We start from the raw sequence: 21,459 nt of genomic DNA, 5'->3' as shown, positions 1-21,459 counted from the left end.
GACTCTATCAGACCGTTTCCGTTCCGACTTCCTCGGTGCTTTCCAGGTTCTTCGCTTTCGCGTTTTCCCTTTCCGGCGGTTCCGACTCTATCAGAAGCATTTCGGCCGAGCTAATCGGCGTTGGTGATTCTGAAAGGGAATCGGGAGGCTCTCAATGGAAATGAAATTCCGGGAGAGCGAGCTAGAGACTAGCTGATGGCCATCGAGCTTGTCCAGCTCAAGGCAACCGTTCGAATCTACCTCCCCTTTCGAACCATGTCAATGGTTTTTCGGGGCGAGAGGAAGACTAGCAGGTCAGGAAGGTCGCGTGCACATCACGCGGCGGTCGGGAGCTCGGCGCTCCGGTCTGCATGTTCCACGTCGCCTTGTTCGCCTGCTCGGGCTGCTCTGCCACCCCATACGTACACGTACAGAAGGAATGCAGCCTCCGCGGCGATGCCGATGGTGATGCGGGCCCAGGTGGGAAGGCCGGAGGGGGTGACGAAGCCTTCGATCAGGCCGGAGACGAAGAGGACAAGAGCCAGCCCGATCGCCATGCCGAGCGCTGCCCTGCCCTCCTGTGCCATGGCGGCCCGGCGGGTGCGCGGACCCGGATCGATGAGGGTCCAGCCGAGGCGGAGGCCGGTGCCGGCCGCTACGAAGACCGCGGTGAGTTCCAGCAGACCGTGTGGGAGCACCAGGCCGAGGAAGGTGTCCAGCCGGCCGGCGGAGGACATCAGGCCGATGCCTACACCGAGGTTGAGCATGTTGATGAAGAGGATCCAGAGGACGGGGACGCAGAGGAACGCGCCGAGGACAAGGCACATGGCAGCCGCCTGGGCGTTGTTCGTCCAGACCTGGGCCGCGAACGAGGCCGCCGGATGGCTCGAGTAGTACGTCTCGTACTGGCCGCCCGGGCGGGTCATCTCGCGGAGGTCGGCCGAGGCGCCTATGGATGCCTGGACCTCAGGGTGGGAGGCGATCCACCAGCCGATCGCTGCGGCCACCGCGATGGAGAGCAGGGCGGAGGGGATCCACCAGCGGCGGCTGCGGTAGACGGCTGCCGGGAAGCCTGCCGTCAGAAAGTGGGCCGCGTCGCGCCAGGAGGCCCGGCGGGTGCCGGTGACGGTGGAGCGGGCGCGGGCCACCAGCTGCGTGAGGCGGGCGATGAGGGCGGGGTCCGGGGTGGTCGACTGGAGGAGGGAGAGGTGCGTCGCGGTGTGCTGGTAGAGGGCTACCAGTTCGTCGACCTCGGCGCCGGTGAGACGGCGTCCTCGGCCCAGGAGTTGATCGAGTCGGTTCCACTCGGCGTGGTGGGTGGTCACGAAGACATCGAGGTCCATGGTCGGCTGCTGCTCCAGGCACTGGGTCCGGGTCCGGCGGGAAGGCACAGCACTGCGCGCGCTGGGGGTCAGCTTGGCAGACTGAGGATTTCAGGGGTGGCGAAGGTCTGGAGAGGTGAGCACCGGTGAGTGAGTTCGTGACGGGCGATGCGGTGGTGCTCGGGGTTCGGCCGGCCCGCCTGCCGAGCCGGGCTTTGGCGCTGTTGATCGACATGGCCGTGCTGGGGTCGGTGTACCTCGGGGTGACTCTGGCGCTGACGTTGGCCACTGCTTCGCTGGACGATGCGGCTGCGGCAGCGATCATGGTGGCCTCGTTCCTGCTGGTGCTGGTGGGGGCACCTGTCGCGGTGGAGACGCTCACACACGGGCGGTCGCTCGGGAAGCTGGCCTGCGGGCTGCGGGTGGTGCGGGACGACGGAGGGCCGATCCGGTTCCGGCACGCATTGGTGCGGGGGGCGGTCGGCGTCGTCGAGATCCTGATGGCGTTCGGGGTCATCGCTTGTGTCGCTTCGCTGGTGTCGGAGCGGGGGCGACGGATCGGGGACGTGTTCGCCGGGACGCTGGTGGTGCGGGAGCGGGTGTCGGCCGGGCGTACCGATGCGGTGCCGGCACCGCCGCCGTGGCTGGTGGGGCGGTTCGCCGGGCTGGATCTGTCGCGGGTGCCGGACGGGCTGTGGTTGGCCGTACGCCAGTTCCTGACGCGGATGCGGCAGTTGGACCCGCAAGTGGGCGGGGCGATGGCTGGGCGGTTGGCCACTGACATGGCGGGTTTCACGGGGGTTCCGGTGCCGTCGGGGGTGCCTGCTGCGGCCTACTTGGCGGCTGTGGTGCAGGAGCGACAGGTACGGGACACCCAGCGGGCTTACCGGGCTTCGGCTTCGGCTTCGGCTTCGGCTTCGGCTTCGGCTTCGGCTTCGGCAGAAGGGTCCTTGGGCGCGGACGCGGCTCTGGCAGGCCCCGTGAGTGCTGATCTGCCTGTGGCGCCCGTGGTCGTTGCTGTCCCGACGCCTGCTCCTGCGGTGAGCACGTCCGTCGAGTCGGAGTCGGCGAAGGGGAAGTCTGCGGGGACGACGGGGTTTGCGCCGCCTGCCTAGAAGGTGTCGGGGGCAGTGGGCTCCGTGGGGAAGACCGACGGGGGCGTCTCCAGGTGTTCGAGCTCGATTCCCGGAGCCGAGAGGACGACGTCGCCTGCGATGTGGACCTGGTGTTGTTCACCGGTGTCCAAGGCGTTGACCTGGTATTCGTCCACCATCAGGGGGCCGTTGTCAGTGGCGTGTGCTTCGCTTTTTACCAAGGCCCAGGACTGGTCGAGCGTACGTGGTGCCAGGACCGGGTCGGTGAAGGCGACCAGGCGGACGCGGGTGGCGGGGGAAGCGGGGGTGAGGCGCAGGAGACGGGCGACAGCGATGAGGAATGCCGGGGATGTGCCGGTGAAGGCGTGGGCGCGGACATTGCCTTCGGTGGCGTGATCACCGGTCGGGTCGGTACGGACCCAGGTGACGCCGTCGATGGCGGCACCGCGGACCTGCCAGCTCGATGCGTGGAGTTCGAGACGGATGGGGCGGCCGAGGTCGTCGAGGGCGAGGTCGACGGAGCCGGCGTGGTCGCCGGAGGGGGCGGTGATCTGGGAGACGTAGCGCCAGCCGGAGGGGCCTGGCGCGCAGTGGAAGTGTTCTTCTCCGAGGGGAGTGTGATCGTGGGGATCGAAGAGCGAATAGCGGCCGCGGGGCATGGGGTCCTTGGGGTCTTTCCGGGCTCTGTCCTGGCCTTGTGGGCCGGACACGGGGCAGGCCCCCGGCGCGGGGTCCGGGGGCCTGCCTGACAGCTAGGGCTGTCTGCTACTGCTGAGCGGCGTGGTGCCGGTTGCTCAGTAGCGGTAGTGGTCGGGCTTGTACGGGCCCTGGACCGGGACGCCGATGTAGTCGGCCTGCTCCTGGCGGAGCGTGGTGAGGCGGACGCCGAGGGCGTCGAGGTGGAGACGGGCGACCTTCTCGTCGAGGTGCTTGGGCAGCACGTACACCTCGGTCGGGTACTCCTCCTGCTTCGTGAACAGCTCGATCTGCGCCAGCGTCTGGTCCGCGAAGGAGTTGGACATCACGAAGGACGGGTGGCCGGTCGCGTTGCCCAGGTTCAGCAGGCGGCCCTCGGACAGGACGATCAGGACCTTGCCGTCCGGGAACGTCCAGGTGTGGACCTGCGGCTTGACCTCGTCCTTGACGATGCCCGGGGTCTTGGCGAGGCCGGCCATGTCGATCTCGTTGTCGAAGTGGCCGATGTTCCCGACGATCGCCTGGTGCTTCATCTTGGCCATGTCCGAGGCCATGATGATGTCCTTGTTGCCCGTCGTGGTGACGAAGATGTCGGCGATGCCGACGACGTCGTCCAGCGTGGACACCTGGTAGCCGTCCATCGCGGCCTGCAGGGCGCAGATCGGGTCGATCTCCGTGATGATCACCCGGGCGCCCTGGCCTCGCAGGGACTCCGCGCAGCCCTTGCCGACATCGCCGTAACCGAAGACGACCGCGACCTTGCCGCCGATCAGGACGTCCGTGGCGCGGTTGATGCCGTCGATGAGGGAGTGGCGGCAGCCGTACTTGTTGTCGAACTTCGACTTCGTGACGGCGTCGTTCACGTTGATCGCCGGGAAGAGGAGGCTGCCGTCGCGCTGCATCTCGTAGAGACGGTGCACGCCGGTGGTGGTCTCCTCCGTCACGCCGCGGATCTCCGAGGCGAGCTGGGTCCACTTCTGGGGGCTCTCACCGAGGGTGCGGTTGAGGAGCGTGAGGATGTAGGCGTACTCCTCGGAGTCCGCGGTGGACGGGTCCGGGGCGGCGCCCGCCTTCTCGAACTCGACGCCCTTGTGGACCAGGAGGGTGGCGTCGCCACCGTCGTCCAGGATCATGTTCGGGCCGCCGGTGGGGGTGTTCGGCCAGGTCAGCGCCTGCTCCGTGCACCACCAGTACTCCTCCAGCGTCTCGCCCTTCCAGGCGAAGACCGGGACGCCCTGCGGGTTCTCGGGGGTGCCGTTCGGACCGACCGCGATGGCGGCGGCGGCGTGGTCCTGGGTGGAGAAGATGTTGCAGGAGGCCCAGCGGACCTCGGCGCCCAGGGCGACGAGGGTCTCGATGAGGACCGCGGTCTGCACGGTCATGTGGAGGGAACCGGTGACCCGGGCGCCCGCGAGGGGCTGGGTGGCGGCGTACTCCTTGCGGATCGACATCAGACCGGGCATCTCGTGCTCGGCGAGAGTGATCTCCTTGCGGCCGAAAGCGGCGAGGGAGAGGTCGGCGACCTTGAAGTCCTGGCCGGTGGCGACAGTCGTCATGAAGAGCTGCTCCTCGTGAGGTGGTTCGAGGTGGTCACGGCTGATCTGCGGCGTCGGGCATACGAATGCCCGAGCACTCGCAGCGCAGTCCGTCGGAGGCCCTCTCTCCCTCGGCCGGTCCACGGACCGCCCGACCGCCATCAGCAGCGACGTCTGGCTAGGTTACGAACCTACACCGATCGGCCCAGTGGTCCCCAGCCCCTCCCCGGTGTGATGCTGGCCTGAAATCACGCTTCCCGTATGGGCAATTCGGAATCTTCTGGGCTTATGGGTCCCATGGATCCAGTGGAAATGCACTGGGAATGCACGGGGAATGCAGCAAGGCCTCCGCCCGGGCCGGGCGGAGGCCTTGCTCAAGAAGTACTGGAGTCAGTGGGTGGACTCGGGGGCGGGGCCGCCGGGGGTGCGGCCCGGGTTGGAGCCCTCGGTGGCTGCGGACTCGCTGTAGATGTCCGGCTCCAGGTAGATGACGCGGGCGATCGGGACAGCGGCGCGGATGCGGTCCTCGGCGGCGTTGATCGCGGCCGCGACCTCGACGGCGGTGTCGTCGTGCTGGACAGCGATCTTGGCGGCGACGAGGAGTTCCTCGGGACCGAGGTGGAGCGTGCGCATGTGGATGATGCGGGTGACGGTGTCGCCGTCGACGACCGCGGCCTTGATCTTGTCGACGTCCTCGGCGCCGGCGGCCTCGCCGAGCAGGAGGGACTTGGTCTCGGCCGCGAGGACGATGGCGATGAGGATCAGCAGGATGCCGATGCAGAGGGTGCCGATGCCGTCCCAGACGCCGTCGCCGGTCGCGAGGGCCAGGCAGACACCGCCGAGCGCGAGGACCAGGCCGACCAGGGCGCCGAGGTCCTCAAGGAGGACGACGGGGAGCTCCGGGGCCTTGGCGCGGCGGATGAACTGCTTCCAGGAGAGCGTGCCGCGCGTCTGGTTGGACTCCTTGATGGCCGTACGGAAGGAGAAGCTCTCGGCGATGATCGCGAAGACGAGGACGCCGACCGGCCAGTACCAGGCCTCGATGGCGTGCGGCTCCTTGATCTTCTCGTAGCCCTCGTAGATGGCGAACATGCCACCGACGGAGAAGAGCACGATGGAGACCAGGAAGGCGTAGATGTACCGCTCGCGGCCGTAGCCGAAGGGGTGCTGCGGGGTGGCCTCGCGCTGGGCCTTCTTGCCGCCGAGGAGGAGCAGTCCCTGGTTGCCGGAGTCGGCCAGCGAGTGGACGCTCTCGGCGAGCATCGAGGACGAGCCGCTGAAGAGGAACGCCACGAACTTGGAGACGGCGATCGCGAGGTTGGCGGCGAGTGCCGCCACGATTGCCTTTGTTCCGCCTGACGCGCTCATGGGTGCAGGGGTCCTTCCTGGATGGCCTGGATGTCCTGTGACGTCCTGGATGCTGCGGCCCGAGCGCCGCGGTGCGTACGGCCGCACATTGTTGCAGCTCGCCGAGGCGAAGGGGGCTGCTGATGCGTCAGGCGACCACGGTGGCGCGGAATACCGTGCCGACTCCGGACAGTTCGGCCTCTTCGCCTGCCGGTACGAAGACGGACTGACCGGGGGCAAGGCTCAGTTCGCCCGCTCGGGGAGCACCTGCCGTGCAGAGGAGGATCTGCGGGGCACCTTCCGCGAGGTGAACCGGCGCAGCGCCTTCCGCGAGGACGTAGCGGGAGAGCCGGAACTCGTCGGTCGGGGTCTCGTAGAGCTCTTCGCCGTCGGAGGACGCCTCGGGGCGCAGGATGCCGGGATCGGTGGCCTCGAAGCGGACGATGCGCAGCAGTTCGGGTACGTCGACGTGCTTGGGGGTGAGGCCGCAGCGGAGCACGTTGTCCGAGTTCGCCATGATTTCCACACCCAGGCCGTCGAGGTAGGCGTGCGGGACTCCGGCACCGAGGAACATGGCTTCACCGGGCTGGAGTTCGACGTGGTTGAGGAGGATCGCCGCGAGGACACCGGGGTCGCCCGGGAAGTGGTGGGCGATGTCGGCGTATGCCGCGTGGGCGGCTGCTTCGCGGGGCGGAGTGCCGGGGTCGGCGGCCAGGCGCTGGGCGGCGGCGGCCGTCTCGGCGACGGTGGCGGCGATTTCCTCACGGTCGGCGGTGAGGACGGCGGTGAGGACCTCGCGGAGTGCTGCTTCCTCGGGGCGGGCACGGAGCAGATCGGCGTAGGGCTTGAGGGAGTCGACGCCGAGGGATTCGAGGGTCTTGGCCACTTCCGCGGAAACTCGGAAACCGCACAGACCGTTGAACTTGGTGAGCGCGCATACCAGTTCGGGTTTGTGATTGGCGTCCTTGTAGTTGCGGTCCGGGGCGCCGATCGGGACCTGGCGGCGTTCCTCGTCGGCGTACCCCTCCTGCGCCTGGGCGAGGTTCGGATGGACCTGGACCGAGAGCGGTGCTCCGGCGGCGAGCAGCTTGAGGAGGAACGGCAGTCGCGGGCCGAACTTCTTCACCGCTGCGGAGCCGAGTTCGGTTTCGGGGTCGGCGGCGATGACGTCGGAGAGTGCGTGGGTCTCCGGAGTCGGGTGCGGCTGGGCCGGACCTGTGACCGGGTCGGCCGGCGCCAGGTGGGGCCGGGAGTGCTCGCCGGGGGCCGGTGCACGTTCGATGCGGGACGGTGCTCCCGGATGGGCGCCCATCCAGAGTTCGGCCTGCGGTTCGCCGGTGGGCTCGACACCGAGCAGTTCCGGGATGGCGGTCACGGAGCCCCAGGCGTAGGGGCGCACGGTGTTGGCGAGGCGGTCCATGGTGGCTCTTTCCGGCCCGGGGCGGCCGTGGGTCGGAGTCGGTCCGTGACGGGAGAAGTCAGGAGGGGCATTGGTGGGGCGGCGCAGGTGCGGGGGTGTCAGTCGGAAGGGGGTGCGGATGCGGCGAGCGCGAGGTAGGCGGTCGCGAAGTCGGTGACGGCGAGGAGTTCGGCGAGGCTTTCCAGCTCACTGCCCTCTTCGGGTTCGAGTTCGCTGAGGGCCGTGTCGTGGCCGAGTGCGAGTTCACGGGCTGCCGGTGCTGCGGTGAGGCCCCCGGTGGGGCGGTCGCGCAGCAGCACGACGCGGGCGCGGAGTGCTTGCGGTTCGTCCACGCGGTCCCGGAAGAAGTCGCCCGGGTCGGCGCCGGCGGCGTACGCGCCGGAGAGCAGCATTCCGTGGGCGGGCAGGGCCTCGGGGAGTTCGGCTGCGAGGGCGGGGCGCCCCGCCAGTTCGGCGAGGACGGCGGCGAACCGGCGGCCGGCCGGGCCTGCGAGGGCGCCCTCCGTCCAGACGAGCGGGAGCGAGTCGGCGAGTTCGGACGCGAGGGTCTTGGCCGGGTTGCTGTACGTGGCGATGGCGGGGCCGCAGCGTTCGGCGGTCTGGTCGAGGCGGTCGGCGACGAGCTGGAGCGTCTCCGGGGGCGCCGACAGCAGGCCGAGCCGGTCGAGGAGGACCAGGAGCGGGGTGAGCAGCGCCCAGAGCGGGCCGGGGCCCGCGGTGGTGCCCTCGTCGTACTCCTCGTACGGGGCGGTCGCCATCGGGACGACCAGGCCGTGCACTCCGCTGACGGACTCGCCGAGCGGGGAGCGTTGCGGGGCCACCGCGACGACCGTGCAGCCGCGGCGGTAGGCCTGCTCGGCGAGGAGGGCGAGGCCCGGCTCGGCGCCGTCCGTCGTCACGAGCAGGAGAAGGTCGACGGCGCCCGCCCAGCCGGGGAGTGTCCAGCGCAGCGCGCCCGCGGCGGGGGCGACGCCGGTCGGGTGCAGGCTCGTCACCGGGCAGGAGGCTCCGGCGAGCGCGGTCAGCAGGTCGGCCACTCCGGTGGCGGCGACGCCGGGGCCCGCGATGAGCACGGCTCGGGGGCGGCCCTCCGGCTTGAGACCGGCCAGACCTGCCTCGGTGGCGTGCCGGGTTGCGGTGCGCACCCGGGCTCCGGCCTCGGCCGCGCCGCGGAGAAGACCGCGGTGGTCGGCACGGGCCAGCGCTTCCGGAGCGTCTAGCAGCGACTCGTCGAGCATGGGGTGAAGCCTCCGATCGCCTTGCGCGGACTGGGACTTGACTTGCGGGACGAGTGCCCGGTGCGGGGGTTCGGCGGTCCCGTGGTGGCGGAGGTCCGGGCCTTGGCCGCTCGGCCGCCCTGCCGTCCTGGGGCCGGGATGCGGGATCCGGGCGAGGTGGGGCTGGTGGGCAGGGCTGTCGTTCCGACTGCTGTGCCGGGGCGGTGGGCCGGTCAGGCCGGGCGGCGGGCCTCGTCGACGAGGAGGACCGGAATGCCGTCCCGGACCGGGTAGGCGAGTCCGCAGTCCTTGCTGGTGCAGATCAGCTCCGGGGTGTCCGCGGCCGTCTCGTCGCCGAGGGGGGCGTGGCAGGCCGGGCAGGCGAGGATCTCCAGGAGGCCGGCTTCGAGCGGCATGGGGTGGTCCCTTCAGACATGGGGATGCGGGTGCGGGTGCAGGTGCGGATTGGGCGAGGTCAGCGTACCGCCGGTGCGGTGGGGCGGTGGTGAGGGTGTGCGGTCGTGGGAGGGGCGCTCCGCGTGGGGCCGCCCCCTTGCCCACCCGCCCCGAAGCTCTCAACTTCGTTCGAGCAGGGGCCCCCGCCAAGCTCTTAAGGAGCAGGGGAGACCCCACTGCCCCCTGGGGGGGCGGGTTGTGCTCTGGGGGCTAGCGGATGAGAGTCAGGATTTGGTTGCGGATCTTTTGCATGGTGGGTTCGTCGCGGGCTTCGACGTTCAGGCGGAGCAGGGGTTCGGTGTTCGAGGCGCGGAGGTTGAACCACCAGTCGGCGGCGGAGACCGTCAGGCCGTCGAGGTGGTCGAGGGTGACGTCGTCGCGGCCCGCGTAGGCGGCGGCGACCGCTGCCGTGCTGGCGGCCTGGTCCTCGACGGTGGAGTTGATCTCGCCGGAGCCGAAGTAACGGTCGTACGAGGAGAGCAGGGCGGAGAGGGGGCCGCTCTGGCCGCCGAGGGCCGACAGGACGTGGAGGGCGGCGAGCATGCCCGTGTCCGCGTTCCAGAAGTCCTTGAAGTAGTAGTGCGCCGAGTGCTCGCCACCGAAGATCGCGCCGGAGGTGGCCATCTCGGCCTTGATGAAGGAGTGGCCGACCCGGGTGCGGACGGGGGTGCCGCCGTGCTCACGGACGACTTCCGGGACCGACCAGGAAGTGATCAGGTTGTGGATGACCGTGCCGCTACCGCCGTTGCGGGCGAGCTCGCGGGCGGCGACCAGGGCGGTGACGGCGGAGGGGGACACGCCTTCGCCACGCTCGTCGACGACGAAGCAGCGGTCCGCGTCGCCGTCGAAGGCGAGGCCGAGGTCCGCGCCCTCGGCGAGGACCCTGGCCTGGAGGTCGACGATGTTCTTCGGGTCGAGCGGGTTCGCCTCGTGGTTCGGGAACGTGCCGTCCAGCTCGAAGTACATGGGGACGAGAGTGAGCGGGAGGGACTCGAAGACGGTGGGGACCGTGTGGCCGCCCATGCCGTTCCCCGCGTCGACGACGACCTTGAGGGGGCGGATCGAGGAGAGGTCGACGAGGGAGAGGAGGTGGGCCGCGTAGTCCGTCAACGTGTCGTGCCGCGTGAGGGTTCCCGGGGTGGGGGACGGAGCGGGCGCTCCTGACTGCGACCACTCCTCGACCAGGGCGCGGATCTCCGCGAGGCCGGTGTCCTGGCCGACCGGGGCGGCGCCCGCGCGGCACATCTTGATGCCGTTGTACTGCGCCGGGTTGTGCGAGGCGGTGAACATCGCGCCGGGCAGGTTCAGCGCGCCCGAGGCGTAGTAGAGCTGGTCCGTCGAGCAGAGACCGATCTCGGTGACGTCCGCGCCGCGTGCCGCCGCCCCGCGTGCGAAGGCGCGCGAGAGGCCGGGGGACGAGGGGCGCATGTCGTGGCCGACGGCGATCGCGTCGGCTTCCGTGACCTGCACGAAGGCGGCTCCGAACAGTTCCGCGAGGTGCTCGTCCCACTGGTCGGGGACCACCCCACGTACGTCGTACGCCTTCACGATCTGCGACAGATCAGCAGCCATGGGCCACCCCTCCGGAAAGTCCTGTTCGGTCGCCCCAAACTACCCGTTCGGGGGTTCTTCGGACCGTACGGTGACTCCTGCCGGGGCAGCTATTCGGGAGAGCGGAGCACCCTCAAGTGGCCGCGGCGGGCGGCGGAGGGAGACGCGGGATTCGCCGTGCGCGCACTGTTGGCGTCGGGGTCGGCGGGGCGGTCGTGCGGCCTGGCCGCCTCACGGACGGCATTGGCGAGGGCTTCGAGGTCGTCGCCGCTCGGGCGGGCCGGGGCGGAGCCGTCGGAGAGACGCACCACGTCCCAGCCGCGGGGCGCGGTCAGACGGTCCGAGTGCTCGGCGCACAGGTCGTAACAGTGGGGCTCGGCATAGGTGGCGAGCGGACCGAGGACTGCGGTCGAGTCCGCGTAGACGTACGTCAGTGTCGCGACGGCAGGGCGACCGCACGCAGTGCGCGAACAGCGACGTACAGGGCTCACGACGTTGGACGGTACCGCACTCTTGAACGGGCCGCGACGACTCTCCCCCGGCCTCACCCCACCGTGTCGTTCGTCGGCCCCTGTCGTGCCCGTCTCCCGGGCGACTGGTCTGACCTGCGGGGAGACCAGGGCGCACAACGGGGCGCCGACCTCGTTTCGATCACCGATGGCGACAAAGGAGATCAATCAGGGTGAGTTGTGCGGTCATCGGCAGGCGCGAAAACGAGCCCGTACTTGGCTGAAATGATCATTCGGTGTCAGGCGGAATGCCCTGCCGGGAGCCGGATCGCCGTGCGGCCGGGAGAGCTACGCTGCGTCAGTGATGGACAGTTCCGGACCGCCCCGTTCCCCCGAGTCGCTCCCCGCCGGGCCCCGCCCGGCCGAACCGCAGCCCACGGGCCGCACCGGGCCTCGCAGGCGCGACCGCCACGGCCGCGGCATGCGCGGCCCCGTGGCGCCGCCACAGGTGCCGCTCTCGGCCAGCAGGGCGGAGGCCTTCGGCGACCTCGTACAGGATTCCGTGGAGCGGCTGGAGCGGCGCTGGCCGCAGCTCGCCGAGGTCGACTTTCTGGTGATCGACGTGCCCCGTGCGGGCGGCGCGGAGGGGCCCGACGAGTGGACGGACGAGCCGGTGCCGCTCGGCGGGGTGCTGTCGGCCGAGGAGGGCCGCCCCGCGCGCGTGGTGGTGTACCGGCGGCCGGTGGAGATCCGCACCAAGAGCCGGGACGAGCGGGCGATGCTGGTGCACGAGATCGTCGTGGAGCAGGTCGCGGAGCTGCTGGGGCTGGCGCCCGAGTCCGTCGACCCGCGGTACGGGCAGGACTGACCCGGACCGCTTCTGATCGTTCCCGCACGAGACAGTTCCCCCACGAGACAGTACGTACGTGTACGGAAGGCCCTCCACGCGCGTGGAGGGCCTTCCGTACGTCAGGGAGCGCGGCCGGTCAGTCGTCGAGGACCGACAGGTCGTTCTGCGCGCGGGGCACCACGACCGTGCCCTTGTCGTCCGGCATCGGCTGGATGGTGAACATCGGGATGCCGTCCTCCGGGAGCTGGAGCATCCGGGACGCGTGCACCGGGCCGCCCGACACCGACTCGACGGTCAGCGCGTACGAGCCCTTGAGACCGGTCGGCACGGGGGCCGTCACCGACGCCGTCGTACCGGCCTTGACCTTGTACGTCTTCACGACGGGCGTGCCGCCGCCGGTGCCGGCCGAGGCGGTCACCCTGACCTCGCCCGCCGCACCCGGCGCGGTCAGCGAGAGCACCGAGCCCTGCGCCCGGTTGTCGGCCGCCGTGGAGCGCGCGCCCACCGGGGCGGTCGCCGGGACGTAGGCGACCTCCTGCTTGTCCTTCATGCCGCGCACGATCCGCACCGCGGCCACCACGGGCGCGCTGCGGGCGCCCTGGGACGGGGACAGCACCAGGGCGCCCGCCTCGCCCTTGGTGACGTCACGGAGGTCTATCGAGGTGGTCATCCGCGACTTGACGTGCAGCGTCTCCGCACCGGCCGGGACGATGGAGCTGTTGGCGCCCGCCAGCTTCACCTTGAGGTCCGCGTCGTTGTCGCCGGTGGCGAAGACCACCAGGCGTACGGACGTGGCGTCGGCCGGGATGCCGGGGAGCACCAGACTGCCCGAAGGGTCGGCCGAGGCGCTCAGCCAGTCGCTGCCCACCTTTTCCTCCATGGCCTGCACGGCGGCGCCGACGCGGCCCGCGCGCGTGGTGACGCGGACGGTCCCGTCGGTCACGCGCGTGGAGGACAGCGTGGACAGCAGCACCGGGACGCTGGAGTGCGGCGGGACGGAGATGCCCTCCCCCGCGTCGGACTTCAGGACGCCCTCCGGGCCGTACAGCTCGACGTCGGCGACGGCGGCGGAGTCGTCCGGGTTGGTGAGGTGGACGTAGTCCTGGCGTGTCTCGGCGGTGCTCACTCCGGGGAACCAGAATTCGGTGTCCGGCGCCGAGCAGCTCACGCCGAGCACTCCGCGGGCCCCGCCGGCGCCGACCTTGGTGGTCTGCTGGGCGGCCCAGCCGGGCGCCAGGGCGCCGTCCGCGGTGCCGACGAGGGCCGGGGCCCCCGAGTCGTTCGCGGTGGCCGAGACGGGCTTTCCCGGCTCCGTCAGGGCGACGGTCGGCTTCTTGGGGTCCTTCGCGTTCTTGGAGTTGGCGGACGGGACCAGTTCCGCCTTGCCCGGCTTCGTGTCCTTCGGGCCGGCCGCCGAGCCGCCCCGCGCTTCGCTCTTCGGGGTGAAGGCGGTGTACGTCGTCTCCGCCAGGTCCGACCCGCTGGGCGCCGGGCAGAGCAGGCTGGACCGCTCCACGGGCAGCCGCGGAGCGGCTCCCGCGCTCGCGGCCTTCGCGTCGCCCTCCGCCGTGCCGCCGCCCGGTGCGGCGATCACGGCGAAGCCGGTGACGGCGGCGAGAGCGGTGACGGCGGCGAGTAGGGAGAGGGTCGTGCGGTTCATCGGTTGTTGCTCCCGTCGGGGCGCTGCCGGTCGTTGTGCCCGTCGTTCTCCGGGTCGTCCGCATAGGGGTCGTACGGCTGCGGCCGGTGGATCTGTGGCTGCTGGGGGTCGTACGGCTGCTGCGGGTCGTAGCCGCCGCCTCCGTACGGCTCGTAGGACTGCTGGTCCTGCGGGGGGTTCTGCGCGGGGTTCTGCGGCTGCTGGGCGTAGCCGTACGGGTCGTACTGGCCCTCGGCGTAACCCTGCTGCGGCGGTGTCTGCTGGTACGGGTCCTGGGCGTACTGCCCCGGCCCCGGCCCCTGCCCCTGTCCGTACTCCGCGGTTGCGTACGTCTGTGCGTCCCACTCGCCGTACGCGCCCTGCTGCGGCACCGCCGCAGCATAGGGGGCGTCCTGGCCGCCCTCCGGGGCGAACTCGGGCGACGGGTACGGCGAGGCGTACGGGTCCGCGACCGGAGCGGCGGGCTCCGCCTGCTCGGCCTCGGCCTCCGCCTCCGCCGCGGCACGCAGCCTGCGCGCCCGGCGGCCCTCTCCCTCGACCGGCGCCGCCGGGAAGTCCGCCGCGGCCTCCTCGGGGAGGTCGTCGTCGATCTCGCGGCGGCGGCCCGGCAGTGCGAGCACCACCAGGACGAGCGCGAGCGCGCCCTGTGCCCACAGCCAGACGGTGTGGGTGAGCGGGGCCTCGTAGGTCAGGTCGAGCTTTCCGCCGGTGGCGGGCAGCGCGAAGCCCTGTGCCCAGCCGTCGACGGTCTTCTTCGTCAGCTCGCGGCCGTCGAGGGTGGCCTTCCAGCCGGGTGCGGCGGTGTCCGCGAGGCGCAGCACGCGGCCCTCGGCGCCGTCCGGGACCGAGGTGTGCGCGTCGACCGGCCGGGAGGCGACGGGCACCGGTTCGGCGCCCTCGCCCGGCGGCACGATCATGAGGCGGGCGACCTGGCGGTCGACTCGCCACAGGGCGCTGCCGTCGAGCTGGCTGAGGCGGCTCAGGCCGGGCGTGGAGTCGAGCACGCGGCTCATCTGCCGGGGCGCCCCGTCGCGCACGAGGACGTAGCGCACGGCGAAGCCGCCGAGCTGGCCCGCCTGGTCGGCGCCGGAGCCCGCGACCAGGTTCGAGACGATCTTGTCGAGCTGCGGGGCCGAGCCGCCCGCCGCGGTCAGTTCCGCGTCGCCGAGCCGTCCGCCGGAACCGCGTACGAGCGAGTACGAGACCTGGTCCGCCGAGCTGCCGCCGAGCACCAGGGTGCGCGGCTGGTCGCGGGTGGTGGACTCCTCGGCGACGAAGGCGGGCACCTGCACCGGGTCGCGCCGGCTCAGCGGCCCGTCGGCGCCGGTGAACATCCAGCCCGCCGCGGCCAGTACGGGCCCGAGGGCCGCCGCCGCGGCGATCAGTACGGCGACCGGCTGGCGCCAGCCGAAGTTCTGCGAGGCGACGCGCACGCGCGCCCCGTCCGCACCGAGCACCGTGGCGGTGATCAGCGCGAGGCCGTAGACGAGGGTCGCGGGTCCGGCCCAGCCGTCCCGGTTGGCCAGGACGGCGAAGACGAGGGCGACCAGGCCGACGACCCAGGCGGTACGGATCGCGAACTGGCGCTCTCCGCGCAGCAGTGCGGCGAGGGCGGCGAGGACGATGCCGATGAGCAGCAGTCCGCCGGCCGTCTTCGGCCCGCCGGGGCTGATGCCCAGCAGGTCCAGGGGCGTCGCCGAGCCCGCTCCGAAGGGGAGGCCCGCCTCGCGCATCAAAGAGGCGGGGTCGGTCAGCAGCGTCAGCGACCACGGGGCGAGCACCAGCAGGGGCGTGCCGACCGCCGCCACGAAGCGCAGGCCGTACGCCGCGATGTCGTCGCGCCGCAGCACCAGTACGCCGATGCCCAGGAGCACCGCGACGGGCCACACGACCGGGGTGAACGCCGTCGCGAGGCTGAGCAGGAGCGCGTACGCCCACACCGAGCGCCAGCTGGAGCGCGTACCGGCGGCGCTGCGGACACCGCTTGCGGAGACCGCGCAGCGCGCGATCAGCGGCAGCAGCACGGCGAGGACGGCGGTGCCGATCCGGCCGCCGGCCAGCGCGCCGGTGACGGCGGGCAGGAAGGCGTACGCGACGGCCGCCCAGGCGCGCAGCAGCCGGGACTCCACGAGCGGCCGGGAGACGAAGTACGCGGCCAGTCCTGCCAGCGGCACGGAGCAGATCAGCAGCACCGTCAGGGCGGTGTGGGTGGAGCCCAGGAGCAGGGTCGCCAGGGCGGCGAGGAGCGCCAGGTAGGGCGGGGCGGACTGGGTGCCGCCGGTGCCGATGGGGTGCCAGGAGTCGGCGTACCGCGCCAGCAGCTCGCCCGCGCCGTCGGGGGACGGCAGCAGCGCGCCGCCCGCGAGGGAGCCGCTGCCGAGGAGGCCGCGGCAGGCGATGAGGGAGACGAGCAGCAGCAGGGCGAAGAGGACGGGGCCCGGCTTGCGGGCGACCTTCTTCACCCGGGCGAACTGCTCGACCTCCAGGAAGTCCGCGTCGTCGCCGCCGGGGCCGCTCTCGACGACTCCGTGCCGCGACCCTCCGGACTCCGGTTCGGTGCCGCTGCCGAAGCTTCCTGCGACCTGCTCGACGGTGGCCCGCAGGGTGGCGCCGGGCGGCGGGAACAGGGGCCGCAGTTCGGCCGCGTCGACGAGGCCCTTGCCGCGCGCCTTGCGGGCGGCGAGGACGCGTCCGGGACGCAGCAGCACACCGAGCAGTCCGGTGACTTCGTCGACGGCCTGTCCCGGCACCTTGCCGACGAGGTAGGCGAGCGTCCTCAAGAGGGTGCCGACGACGAGCCGCAGCAGGACGTACGGAAGGGCCGCGCCGCGGGCGTTGGCGAGCATCGTGTAGACGGCGCCCGCCTTGTCGACGCGGTGCGGGTTGGCGACGGAGCGCCCCGCGCAGTCGACGGTGCGGCGCTCGCGCGCGGCCGCCTCGGCGTGCCGTACGACGGCGTCCGGGGCGACCAGGACGCGGTGCCCCGCGGCGTGCGCGCGCCAGCAGAGGTCGACGTCGTCGCGCATCAGGGGCAGCCGGCGGTCGAACCCGCCCAGCTGTTCCCAGACATCACGGCGGATCAGCATTCCGGCGCTGGAGACCGACAGTACGGAGCGCACCTGGTCGTGCTGGCCCTGGTCCTGCTCGCGGCGGTCAAGGCCGGTCCAGCGGCGTCCGCTGTTGGCGATGGAGACGCCGACTTCGAGGAGCTGCTTCTTGTCGTACCAGCCGCGCAGCTTGGGGCCGACGACCGCGGCGTACTCGTCGGAGTCCGCGACGCGCAGCAGTTCGGCGAGGGCGTCGGGGGCGGGTGCGCTGTCGTCGTGCAGCAGCCACAGCCACTGCACGGGCTCGCCGTGCGGCAGGTCCGGCAGGTCGTACGCGTCGTCGCGCCACTGTCGGCCGACGGGGTCCCAGCCGCTGGGCTTCTTCAGGTACGGCAGTTCCTCGGGGGTGAGGACCCCTGCTGTGCGGACGGCCTCGTCGACCGCCGTACCGAAGCCGGTGCGGCGGGCGAGGTGCAGGACGCGTGCGTCGCCCAGGGCCTCGGTGACGAGCCGGGCGGAGTCGTCGGCGCTGCCGGTGTCGGCGGCGACGGCGTTCTGCACGGGGCGTTCCTGGCCGAGCAGTCCCTGCAGCACGTCGGGCAGCCAGCGCGCACCGTCGTGGGAGACGAGTACGGCGGTGACGACGTGGCGGGGGAACTCGGGCGGGGTGGCGGCGGCCGCGTACGGGGCCGTTGGTTGACTGACGGACATCGACGTACGGGCCCTCCGGCCGGGGTCCGGGGGTCGCCCCCCGGAAGGCTGGTGTAGCTGACTGCGGCGCACGCGCGTGCCCGTGGGGGCGCAGGGTGCGATCGCTGGACAGCGGCCCACACTAACGGCTGCACATACAGACGGTCCGCCGCCTGCGGGGAAGGGGCAGGCGGCGGACCGTTCGTTGTGTACGACCTTGTGCTGTTTTGCTGTGCTGGTACCGCTCAGACGGCGGCCTTCTTCAGTCTCCGGCGTTCACGTTCCGACAGACCGCCCCAGATTCCGAAGCGTTCGTCATTCGACAGGGCGTATTCGAGGCATTCGGAGCGGACTTCGCAGGCGAGGCAGACCTTCTTTGCCTCACGGGTGGAACCACCCTTCTCGGGAAAGAAGGACTCGGGATCGGTCTGGGCGCACAATGCGCGCTCCTGCCAGCCGAGTTCCTCGTCCGCGTCCTCGACCAGCAGTTGCTGGAACAGCTCGGTCATGTGCGCCCCTCGTCTGTCTTTTGTGTCCCCGTGATGTTGCCGTTACCGAATCCGGCCGAACGACACGAGTGAAATTACAAGTGTGTAGCTCCGTGGCAGTCAAGCCGAGATCTGCTATTGGGCCGGTTATTCACTCTGCGGAACCAAGGCTATGCAGAAAGTGTTCAAATCGCCAAAAACCGTGACACATGACCTTGTCCCGCTTGTGGGTGATCCCGACACAGGAGAAGACGCGAAAGATCTGGATCTTGTTGCAGCCCGCTCCGTGAAGCGACTCGGATCACATTTGGATTACGAGGCGGCAACGGCGTGCGCCCGGAGTGCGAGCAGCCGCGAGGACTGCGGACAGTGGAGCGCGCGAGCGGTTGGAGCGCGGTCTCTCCACGTCAGCGACTGCACAAACCTTTCTCCGGCCACCGCAACCGGAAGAGGTGAAACATTAGCCCCAAATCGGTCATCGAGTTGACAGACGGTGACGTTGCCGGTCACCTTTGTTTCTATGTCAGCGATCGCAGTGCTCCCCCGGACCCACACCCGTGTGGTCCGCAGCGCTGCCCCGGCCCGCTGTCACTGTTGCTGTCACAGCTGTTGAAGCCACCCGCGCTCCAGCTCTGAGTCCCGCTGCACACCGCACCCCGTGTGCGCCGCATCCCGCACCGCATTCCCGGTGCAAGACGCTCTGCGACATCGCTTGGCAACACCGCTCCGCGACGCCGCTCCGCGACCCCCGTTCTGCGACACCCCAGCACTCTCTGCCGAGGAACCCCCGCACCCATGAACAGCGACAGCGACCTGCAGATCGCCGGCGACATCCTTGAGGTCCCGCACCTTCTGGCCCCCGCCCGCGAGCACCCCTCCACCGTGGCCGAGTTCGCCGGTCTCGCCCGCTCGATCGCCGCCGACCGCGCGCAGTGGGCCCCGCTCGTCGAGTACGACGCCACCACCCGCTGGTACCACCGCCTGCGCACCGGCCCCGGTTACGAGGTCTGGCTCCTCAGCTGGGTCCCCGGCCAGGCCAGCGGGGCGCACGACCACGGCGCGTCCTCCGGCGTCCTGACCGTTCTCCAGGGCGAGCTCACGGAGCGTAACGACAGGGGTGCACGGACGCTCGGCACCGGGGCGCAGTACGTGTCCGCGCCCGGCCATGTCCACGAGGTCGTCAACGACGCACTGGAACCGGCCGTCAGCCTGCACATCTATTTCCCGGGGCTGACGGAGATGCCGATGTACGAGGCCTCCGCGCACGCCCCCGCAGAGGCTTCCGCGCAGACCTCCGCGCACGCCCCTGCACAGGCTTCCGCGACTGCCCGACGGGATGTCAGTACCGCCTGAGAGACTGCTCTGTATGCGCATTGTGGTTCTTGCAGGCGGTATCGGCGGTGCTCGTTTTCTTCGTGGCCTCAAAGAGGCGGCGCCTGACGCGGACATCACCGTCATCGGAAATACCGGTGACGACATTCATCTGTTCGGGCTGAAGGTCTGCCCCGACCTCGACACGGTGATGTACACCCTCGGCGGTGGCATCAACGAGGAGCAGGGCTGGGGGCGTGCGGAAGAGACCTTCCAGGTCAAGGCAGAACTCGCGGCGTACGGGGTCGGGCCGGAATGGTTCGGTCTCGGCGACCGCGACTTCGCGACGCACATCGTGCGGACGCAGATGCTCGGGGCCGGATATCCGCTGAGCGCGGTCACCGAGGCCCTGTGCGAGCGGTGGCAGCCGGGCGTGCGGCTCATCCCGATGTCCGACGACCGGGTCGAGACGCATGTGGCGGTCGACGTGGACGGCGAGCGCAAGGCCGTGCACTTCCAGGAGTACTGGGTGAAGTTGCGCGCTTCGGTGGACGCGCAGGCGATCGTGCCGGTCGGCGCCGACCGGGCGAAGCCGGCGCCCGGTGTGCTGGAGGCGATCGCGGAGGCCGACGTCATCGTCTTCCCGCCGTCGAACCCGGTGGTGAGCGTCGGCACGATCCTCGCCGTTCCGGGGATCCGCGAGGCGATCGCGGAGGCAGGGGTTCCGGTGGTCGGGCTCTCCCCCATCGTCGGGGACGCGCCGGTGCGCGGCATGGCCGACAAGGTGCTGGCCGCGGTGGGCGTCGAGTCGACCGCCGCCGCGGTCGCGCAGCACTACGGGTCGGGGCTGCTCGACGGGTGGCTCGTCGACACCGTCGACGCGGGCACGGTGCAGACGGTCGAGGACGCGGGCATCCGCTGCCGTGCCGTACCGCTGATGATGACGGACCTGGACGCGACCGCCGCGATGGCGCGGGCGGCGCTTGAGCTGGCCGCGGAGGTGCGGGCATGAGCGCGGACGTTCCTTCGTACCGGGTGTGGGCGCTGCCCGGACTGCCCGAGGTCAAGGCGGGCGACGACCTCGCCAAGCTGATCGTGGGCGCGGAGCCGGGGCTCGCCGACGGTGACGTACTGCTCGTGACGTCCAAGATCGTCAGCAAGGCGGAGGGGCGGATCGTCGCCGCCGACTCGCGCGAGGAGGCGATCGACGCCGAGACGGTACGGGTCGTGGCGCGGCGCGGCACGCTGCGGATCGTGGAGAACCGGCAGGGTCTCGTGATGGCCGCCGCGGGCGTGGACGCCTCCAACACCCCTGCCGGGACCGTGCTGTTGCTGCCGGAGGACCCCGACGCCTCGGCGCGGGCGATCCGGGACGGGGTGCGGGACGCGCTGGGGGTGGAGGTGGGGGTCGTCGTCACCGACACCTTCGGGCGTCCTTGGCGCAGCGGGCTCACCGATGTGGCGATCGGGGCCGCCGGGGTCAAGGTGCTCGATGATCTGCGCGGTGGCGTCGACGCGTACGGCAATCCGTTGAGCGCGACGATAGTGGCGACCGCCGACGAACTGGCGGCCGCCGGTGACCTGGTGAAGGGGAAGGCGGACGGGCTGCCGGTGGCGGTCGTGCGCGGGCTTCCCCATGTGGTGGCCCCGGGCGCGGACGGCGAGGGCGCGCGGGCGCTGGTGCGGGGCGCCGCCGACGACATGTTCCGGCTGGGGACCTCCGAGGCCGTACGGGAGGCGGTGACGCAGCGGCGTACGGTACGGGACTTCACGGACGAGCCCGTCGACGGGGGCGCGGTGCGGCGGGCGGTCGCGGCGGCGGTCACGGCGCCGGCGCCGCATCACACGACGCCTTGGCGTTTCGTGCTGCTGGAGAGCGAGGCTTCGAGGGTACGGCTGCTCGACGCGATGCGGGACGCGTGGGTCGCGGACCTGCGGGCGGACGGGAAGTCCGAGGAGTCGATCGCGAAGCGGGTGCGGCGGGGGGACGTGCTGCGGCGGGCGCCTTATCTGGTGGTGCCCTGTCTGGTGATGGACGGGTCGCATACGTATGGCGACGTTCGGCGGGACGCGGCGGAGCGGGAGATGTTCGTGGTGGCCATGGGGGCCGGGGTGCAGAACTTCCTGGTGGCGCTGGCCGGGGAGCGGCTGGGGTCGGCCTGGGTGTCTTCGACGATGTTCTGCCGGGATGTGGTGAGAGAGGTGCTGGGGATTCCGGAGGAGTGGGATCCGATGGGGGCGGTGGCTGTGGGGCATGCGGGGGTGCCGGTGGGGGCGCGGGTGGGGAGGGATGAGGGGGCGTTTATCGCTGTGCGGTAGGGGTTGGCGGGGAGGGAGGTCGCGAGCG

Annotated in this window: 17 protein-coding genes; 5 read left to right on the top strand and 12 right to left on the bottom strand. The window is 71.1% G+C overall.

The window, feature by feature from the left end:
• Window positions 1-314: 314 nt before the first annotated feature.
• A complete protein-coding gene (locus ACH4SP_RS31270; protein WP_398419744.1) occupies window positions 315-1,322 on the bottom strand; it encodes a stage II sporulation protein M in 1,008 nt (335 codons plus the stop codon).
• Between the two features lie 125 nt (window positions 1,323-1,447).
• Between ACH4SP_RS31270 and ACH4SP_RS31265 the strand changes: the two genes are divergently transcribed.
• Window positions 1,448-2,416: an RDD family protein gene (locus tag ACH4SP_RS31265; protein ID WP_398419742.1), complete on the top strand. Its 969-nt coding sequence runs from the start codon at window positions 1,448-1,450 to the stop codon at window positions 2,414-2,416.
• Here the strand turns inward: ACH4SP_RS31265 and ACH4SP_RS31260 are convergent.
• From ACH4SP_RS31260 to ACH4SP_RS31225, 8 genes are all read right to left on the bottom strand, one after another.
• Window positions 2,413-3,054, bottom strand: coding sequence for a hypothetical protein (locus ACH4SP_RS31260; protein WP_398419740.1), 642 nt, complete (start codon window positions 3,052-3,054; stop codon window positions 2,413-2,415). The two genes, ACH4SP_RS31265 and ACH4SP_RS31260, sit on opposite strands and share 4 nt — an antisense overlap.
• 135 nt (window positions 3,055-3,189) lie before the next feature.
• Window positions 3,190-4,647, bottom strand: coding sequence for an adenosylhomocysteinase (gene ahcY, locus ACH4SP_RS31255; RefSeq protein ID WP_398419739.1), 1,458 nt, complete (start codon window positions 4,645-4,647; stop codon window positions 3,190-3,192).
• A gap of 369 nt (window positions 4,648-5,016) precedes the next feature.
• A complete protein-coding gene (locus ACH4SP_RS31250) occupies window positions 5,017-5,994 on the bottom strand; it encodes a cation diffusion facilitator family transporter (protein ID WP_398419737.1) in 978 nt (325 codons plus the stop codon).
• A 127-nt stretch (window positions 5,995-6,121) separates the two neighbouring features.
• On the bottom strand, window positions 6,122-7,393 hold the full coding sequence (gene manA, locus ACH4SP_RS31245) for a mannose-6-phosphate isomerase, class I (RefSeq protein ID WP_398419735.1): 1,272 nt from the start codon (window positions 7,391-7,393) through the stop codon (window positions 6,122-6,124).
• Window positions 7,394-7,491: 98 nt separating this feature from the next.
• Window positions 7,492-8,631 (bottom strand): SIS domain-containing protein, encoded by a 1,140-nt coding sequence (locus tag ACH4SP_RS31240; RefSeq protein WP_398419734.1) that lies wholly within the window; start codon window positions 8,629-8,631, stop codon window positions 7,492-7,494.
• 212 nt (window positions 8,632-8,843) lie between these two features.
• On the bottom strand, window positions 8,844-9,026 hold the full coding sequence (locus tag ACH4SP_RS31235) for a Trm112 family protein (RefSeq protein ID WP_362418180.1): 183 nt from the start codon (window positions 9,024-9,026) through the stop codon (window positions 8,844-8,846).
• A 250-nt stretch (window positions 9,027-9,276) separates the two neighbouring features.
• A complete protein-coding gene (locus tag ACH4SP_RS31230; RefSeq protein ID WP_398419731.1) occupies window positions 9,277-10,638 on the bottom strand; it encodes a phosphomannomutase/phosphoglucomutase in 1,362 nt (453 codons plus the stop codon).
• Window positions 10,639-10,727: 89 nt separating this feature from the next.
• On the bottom strand, window positions 10,728-11,165 hold the full coding sequence (locus ACH4SP_RS31225) for a DUF3499 domain-containing protein (protein ID WP_398419794.1): 438 nt from the start codon (window positions 11,163-11,165) through the stop codon (window positions 10,728-10,730).
• Between the two features lie 265 nt (window positions 11,166-11,430).
• On the opposite strand from ACH4SP_RS31225, the gene ACH4SP_RS31220 reads away from it, so the two are divergent.
• Window positions 11,431-11,934, top strand: coding sequence for a metallopeptidase family protein (locus ACH4SP_RS31220; RefSeq protein WP_398419792.1), 504 nt, complete (start codon window positions 11,431-11,433; stop codon window positions 11,932-11,934).
• A gap of 118 nt (window positions 11,935-12,052) precedes the next feature.
• Here the strand turns inward: ACH4SP_RS31220 and ACH4SP_RS31215 are convergent, their stop codons facing one another.
• From ACH4SP_RS31215 to ACH4SP_RS31205, 3 genes are all read right to left on the bottom strand, one after another.
• Complete coding sequence (locus tag ACH4SP_RS31215; protein WP_398419729.1) at window positions 12,053-13,576, bottom strand: DUF5719 family protein; 1,524 nt, start codon at window positions 13,574-13,576, stop codon at window positions 12,053-12,055.
• Window positions 13,573-17,334 (bottom strand): glycosyltransferase, encoded by a 3,762-nt coding sequence (locus ACH4SP_RS31210; RefSeq protein ID WP_398419727.1) that lies wholly within the window; start codon window positions 17,332-17,334, stop codon window positions 13,573-13,575. Before ACH4SP_RS31210 ends, ACH4SP_RS31215 begins: the two co-directional genes overlap by 4 nt.
• A 224-nt stretch (window positions 17,335-17,558) precedes the next feature.
• A complete protein-coding gene (locus ACH4SP_RS31205) occupies window positions 17,559-17,822 on the bottom strand; it encodes a WhiB family transcriptional regulator (protein ID WP_030927001.1) in 264 nt (87 codons plus the stop codon).
• Window positions 17,823-18,596: 774 nt separating this feature from the next.
• Between ACH4SP_RS31205 and ACH4SP_RS31200 the strand changes: the two genes are divergently transcribed.
• From ACH4SP_RS31200 to ACH4SP_RS31190, 3 genes are read left to right on the top strand one after another with little or no spacing between them, the layout of a single operon-like run.
• Window positions 18,597-19,154 (top strand): cysteine dioxygenase, encoded by a 558-nt coding sequence (locus tag ACH4SP_RS31200; protein ID WP_398419725.1) that lies wholly within the window; start codon window positions 18,597-18,599, stop codon window positions 19,152-19,154.
• Between the two features lie 13 nt (window positions 19,155-19,167).
• Entirely contained in the window at window positions 19,168-20,124 is a 957-nt protein-coding gene (cofD, locus tag ACH4SP_RS31195; RefSeq protein WP_398419723.1) for a 2-phospho-L-lactate transferase, read from the top strand.
• Entirely contained in the window at window positions 20,121-21,431 is a 1,311-nt protein-coding gene (locus ACH4SP_RS31190) for a coenzyme F420-0:L-glutamate ligase (RefSeq protein WP_398419722.1), read from the top strand. The genes cofD and ACH4SP_RS31190 overlap by 4 nt, the downstream gene beginning before the upstream one ends.
• Window positions 21,432-21,459 lie beyond the last annotated feature (28 nt).

The sequence above is a fragment of the Streptomyces sp. NPDC021093 genome (assembly GCF_044333135.1).
Lineage (GTDB): Bacteria > Actinomycetota > Actinomycetes > Streptomycetales > Streptomycetaceae > Streptomyces.
This window is presented reverse-complemented; position numbering and strand designations above follow the sequence as displayed.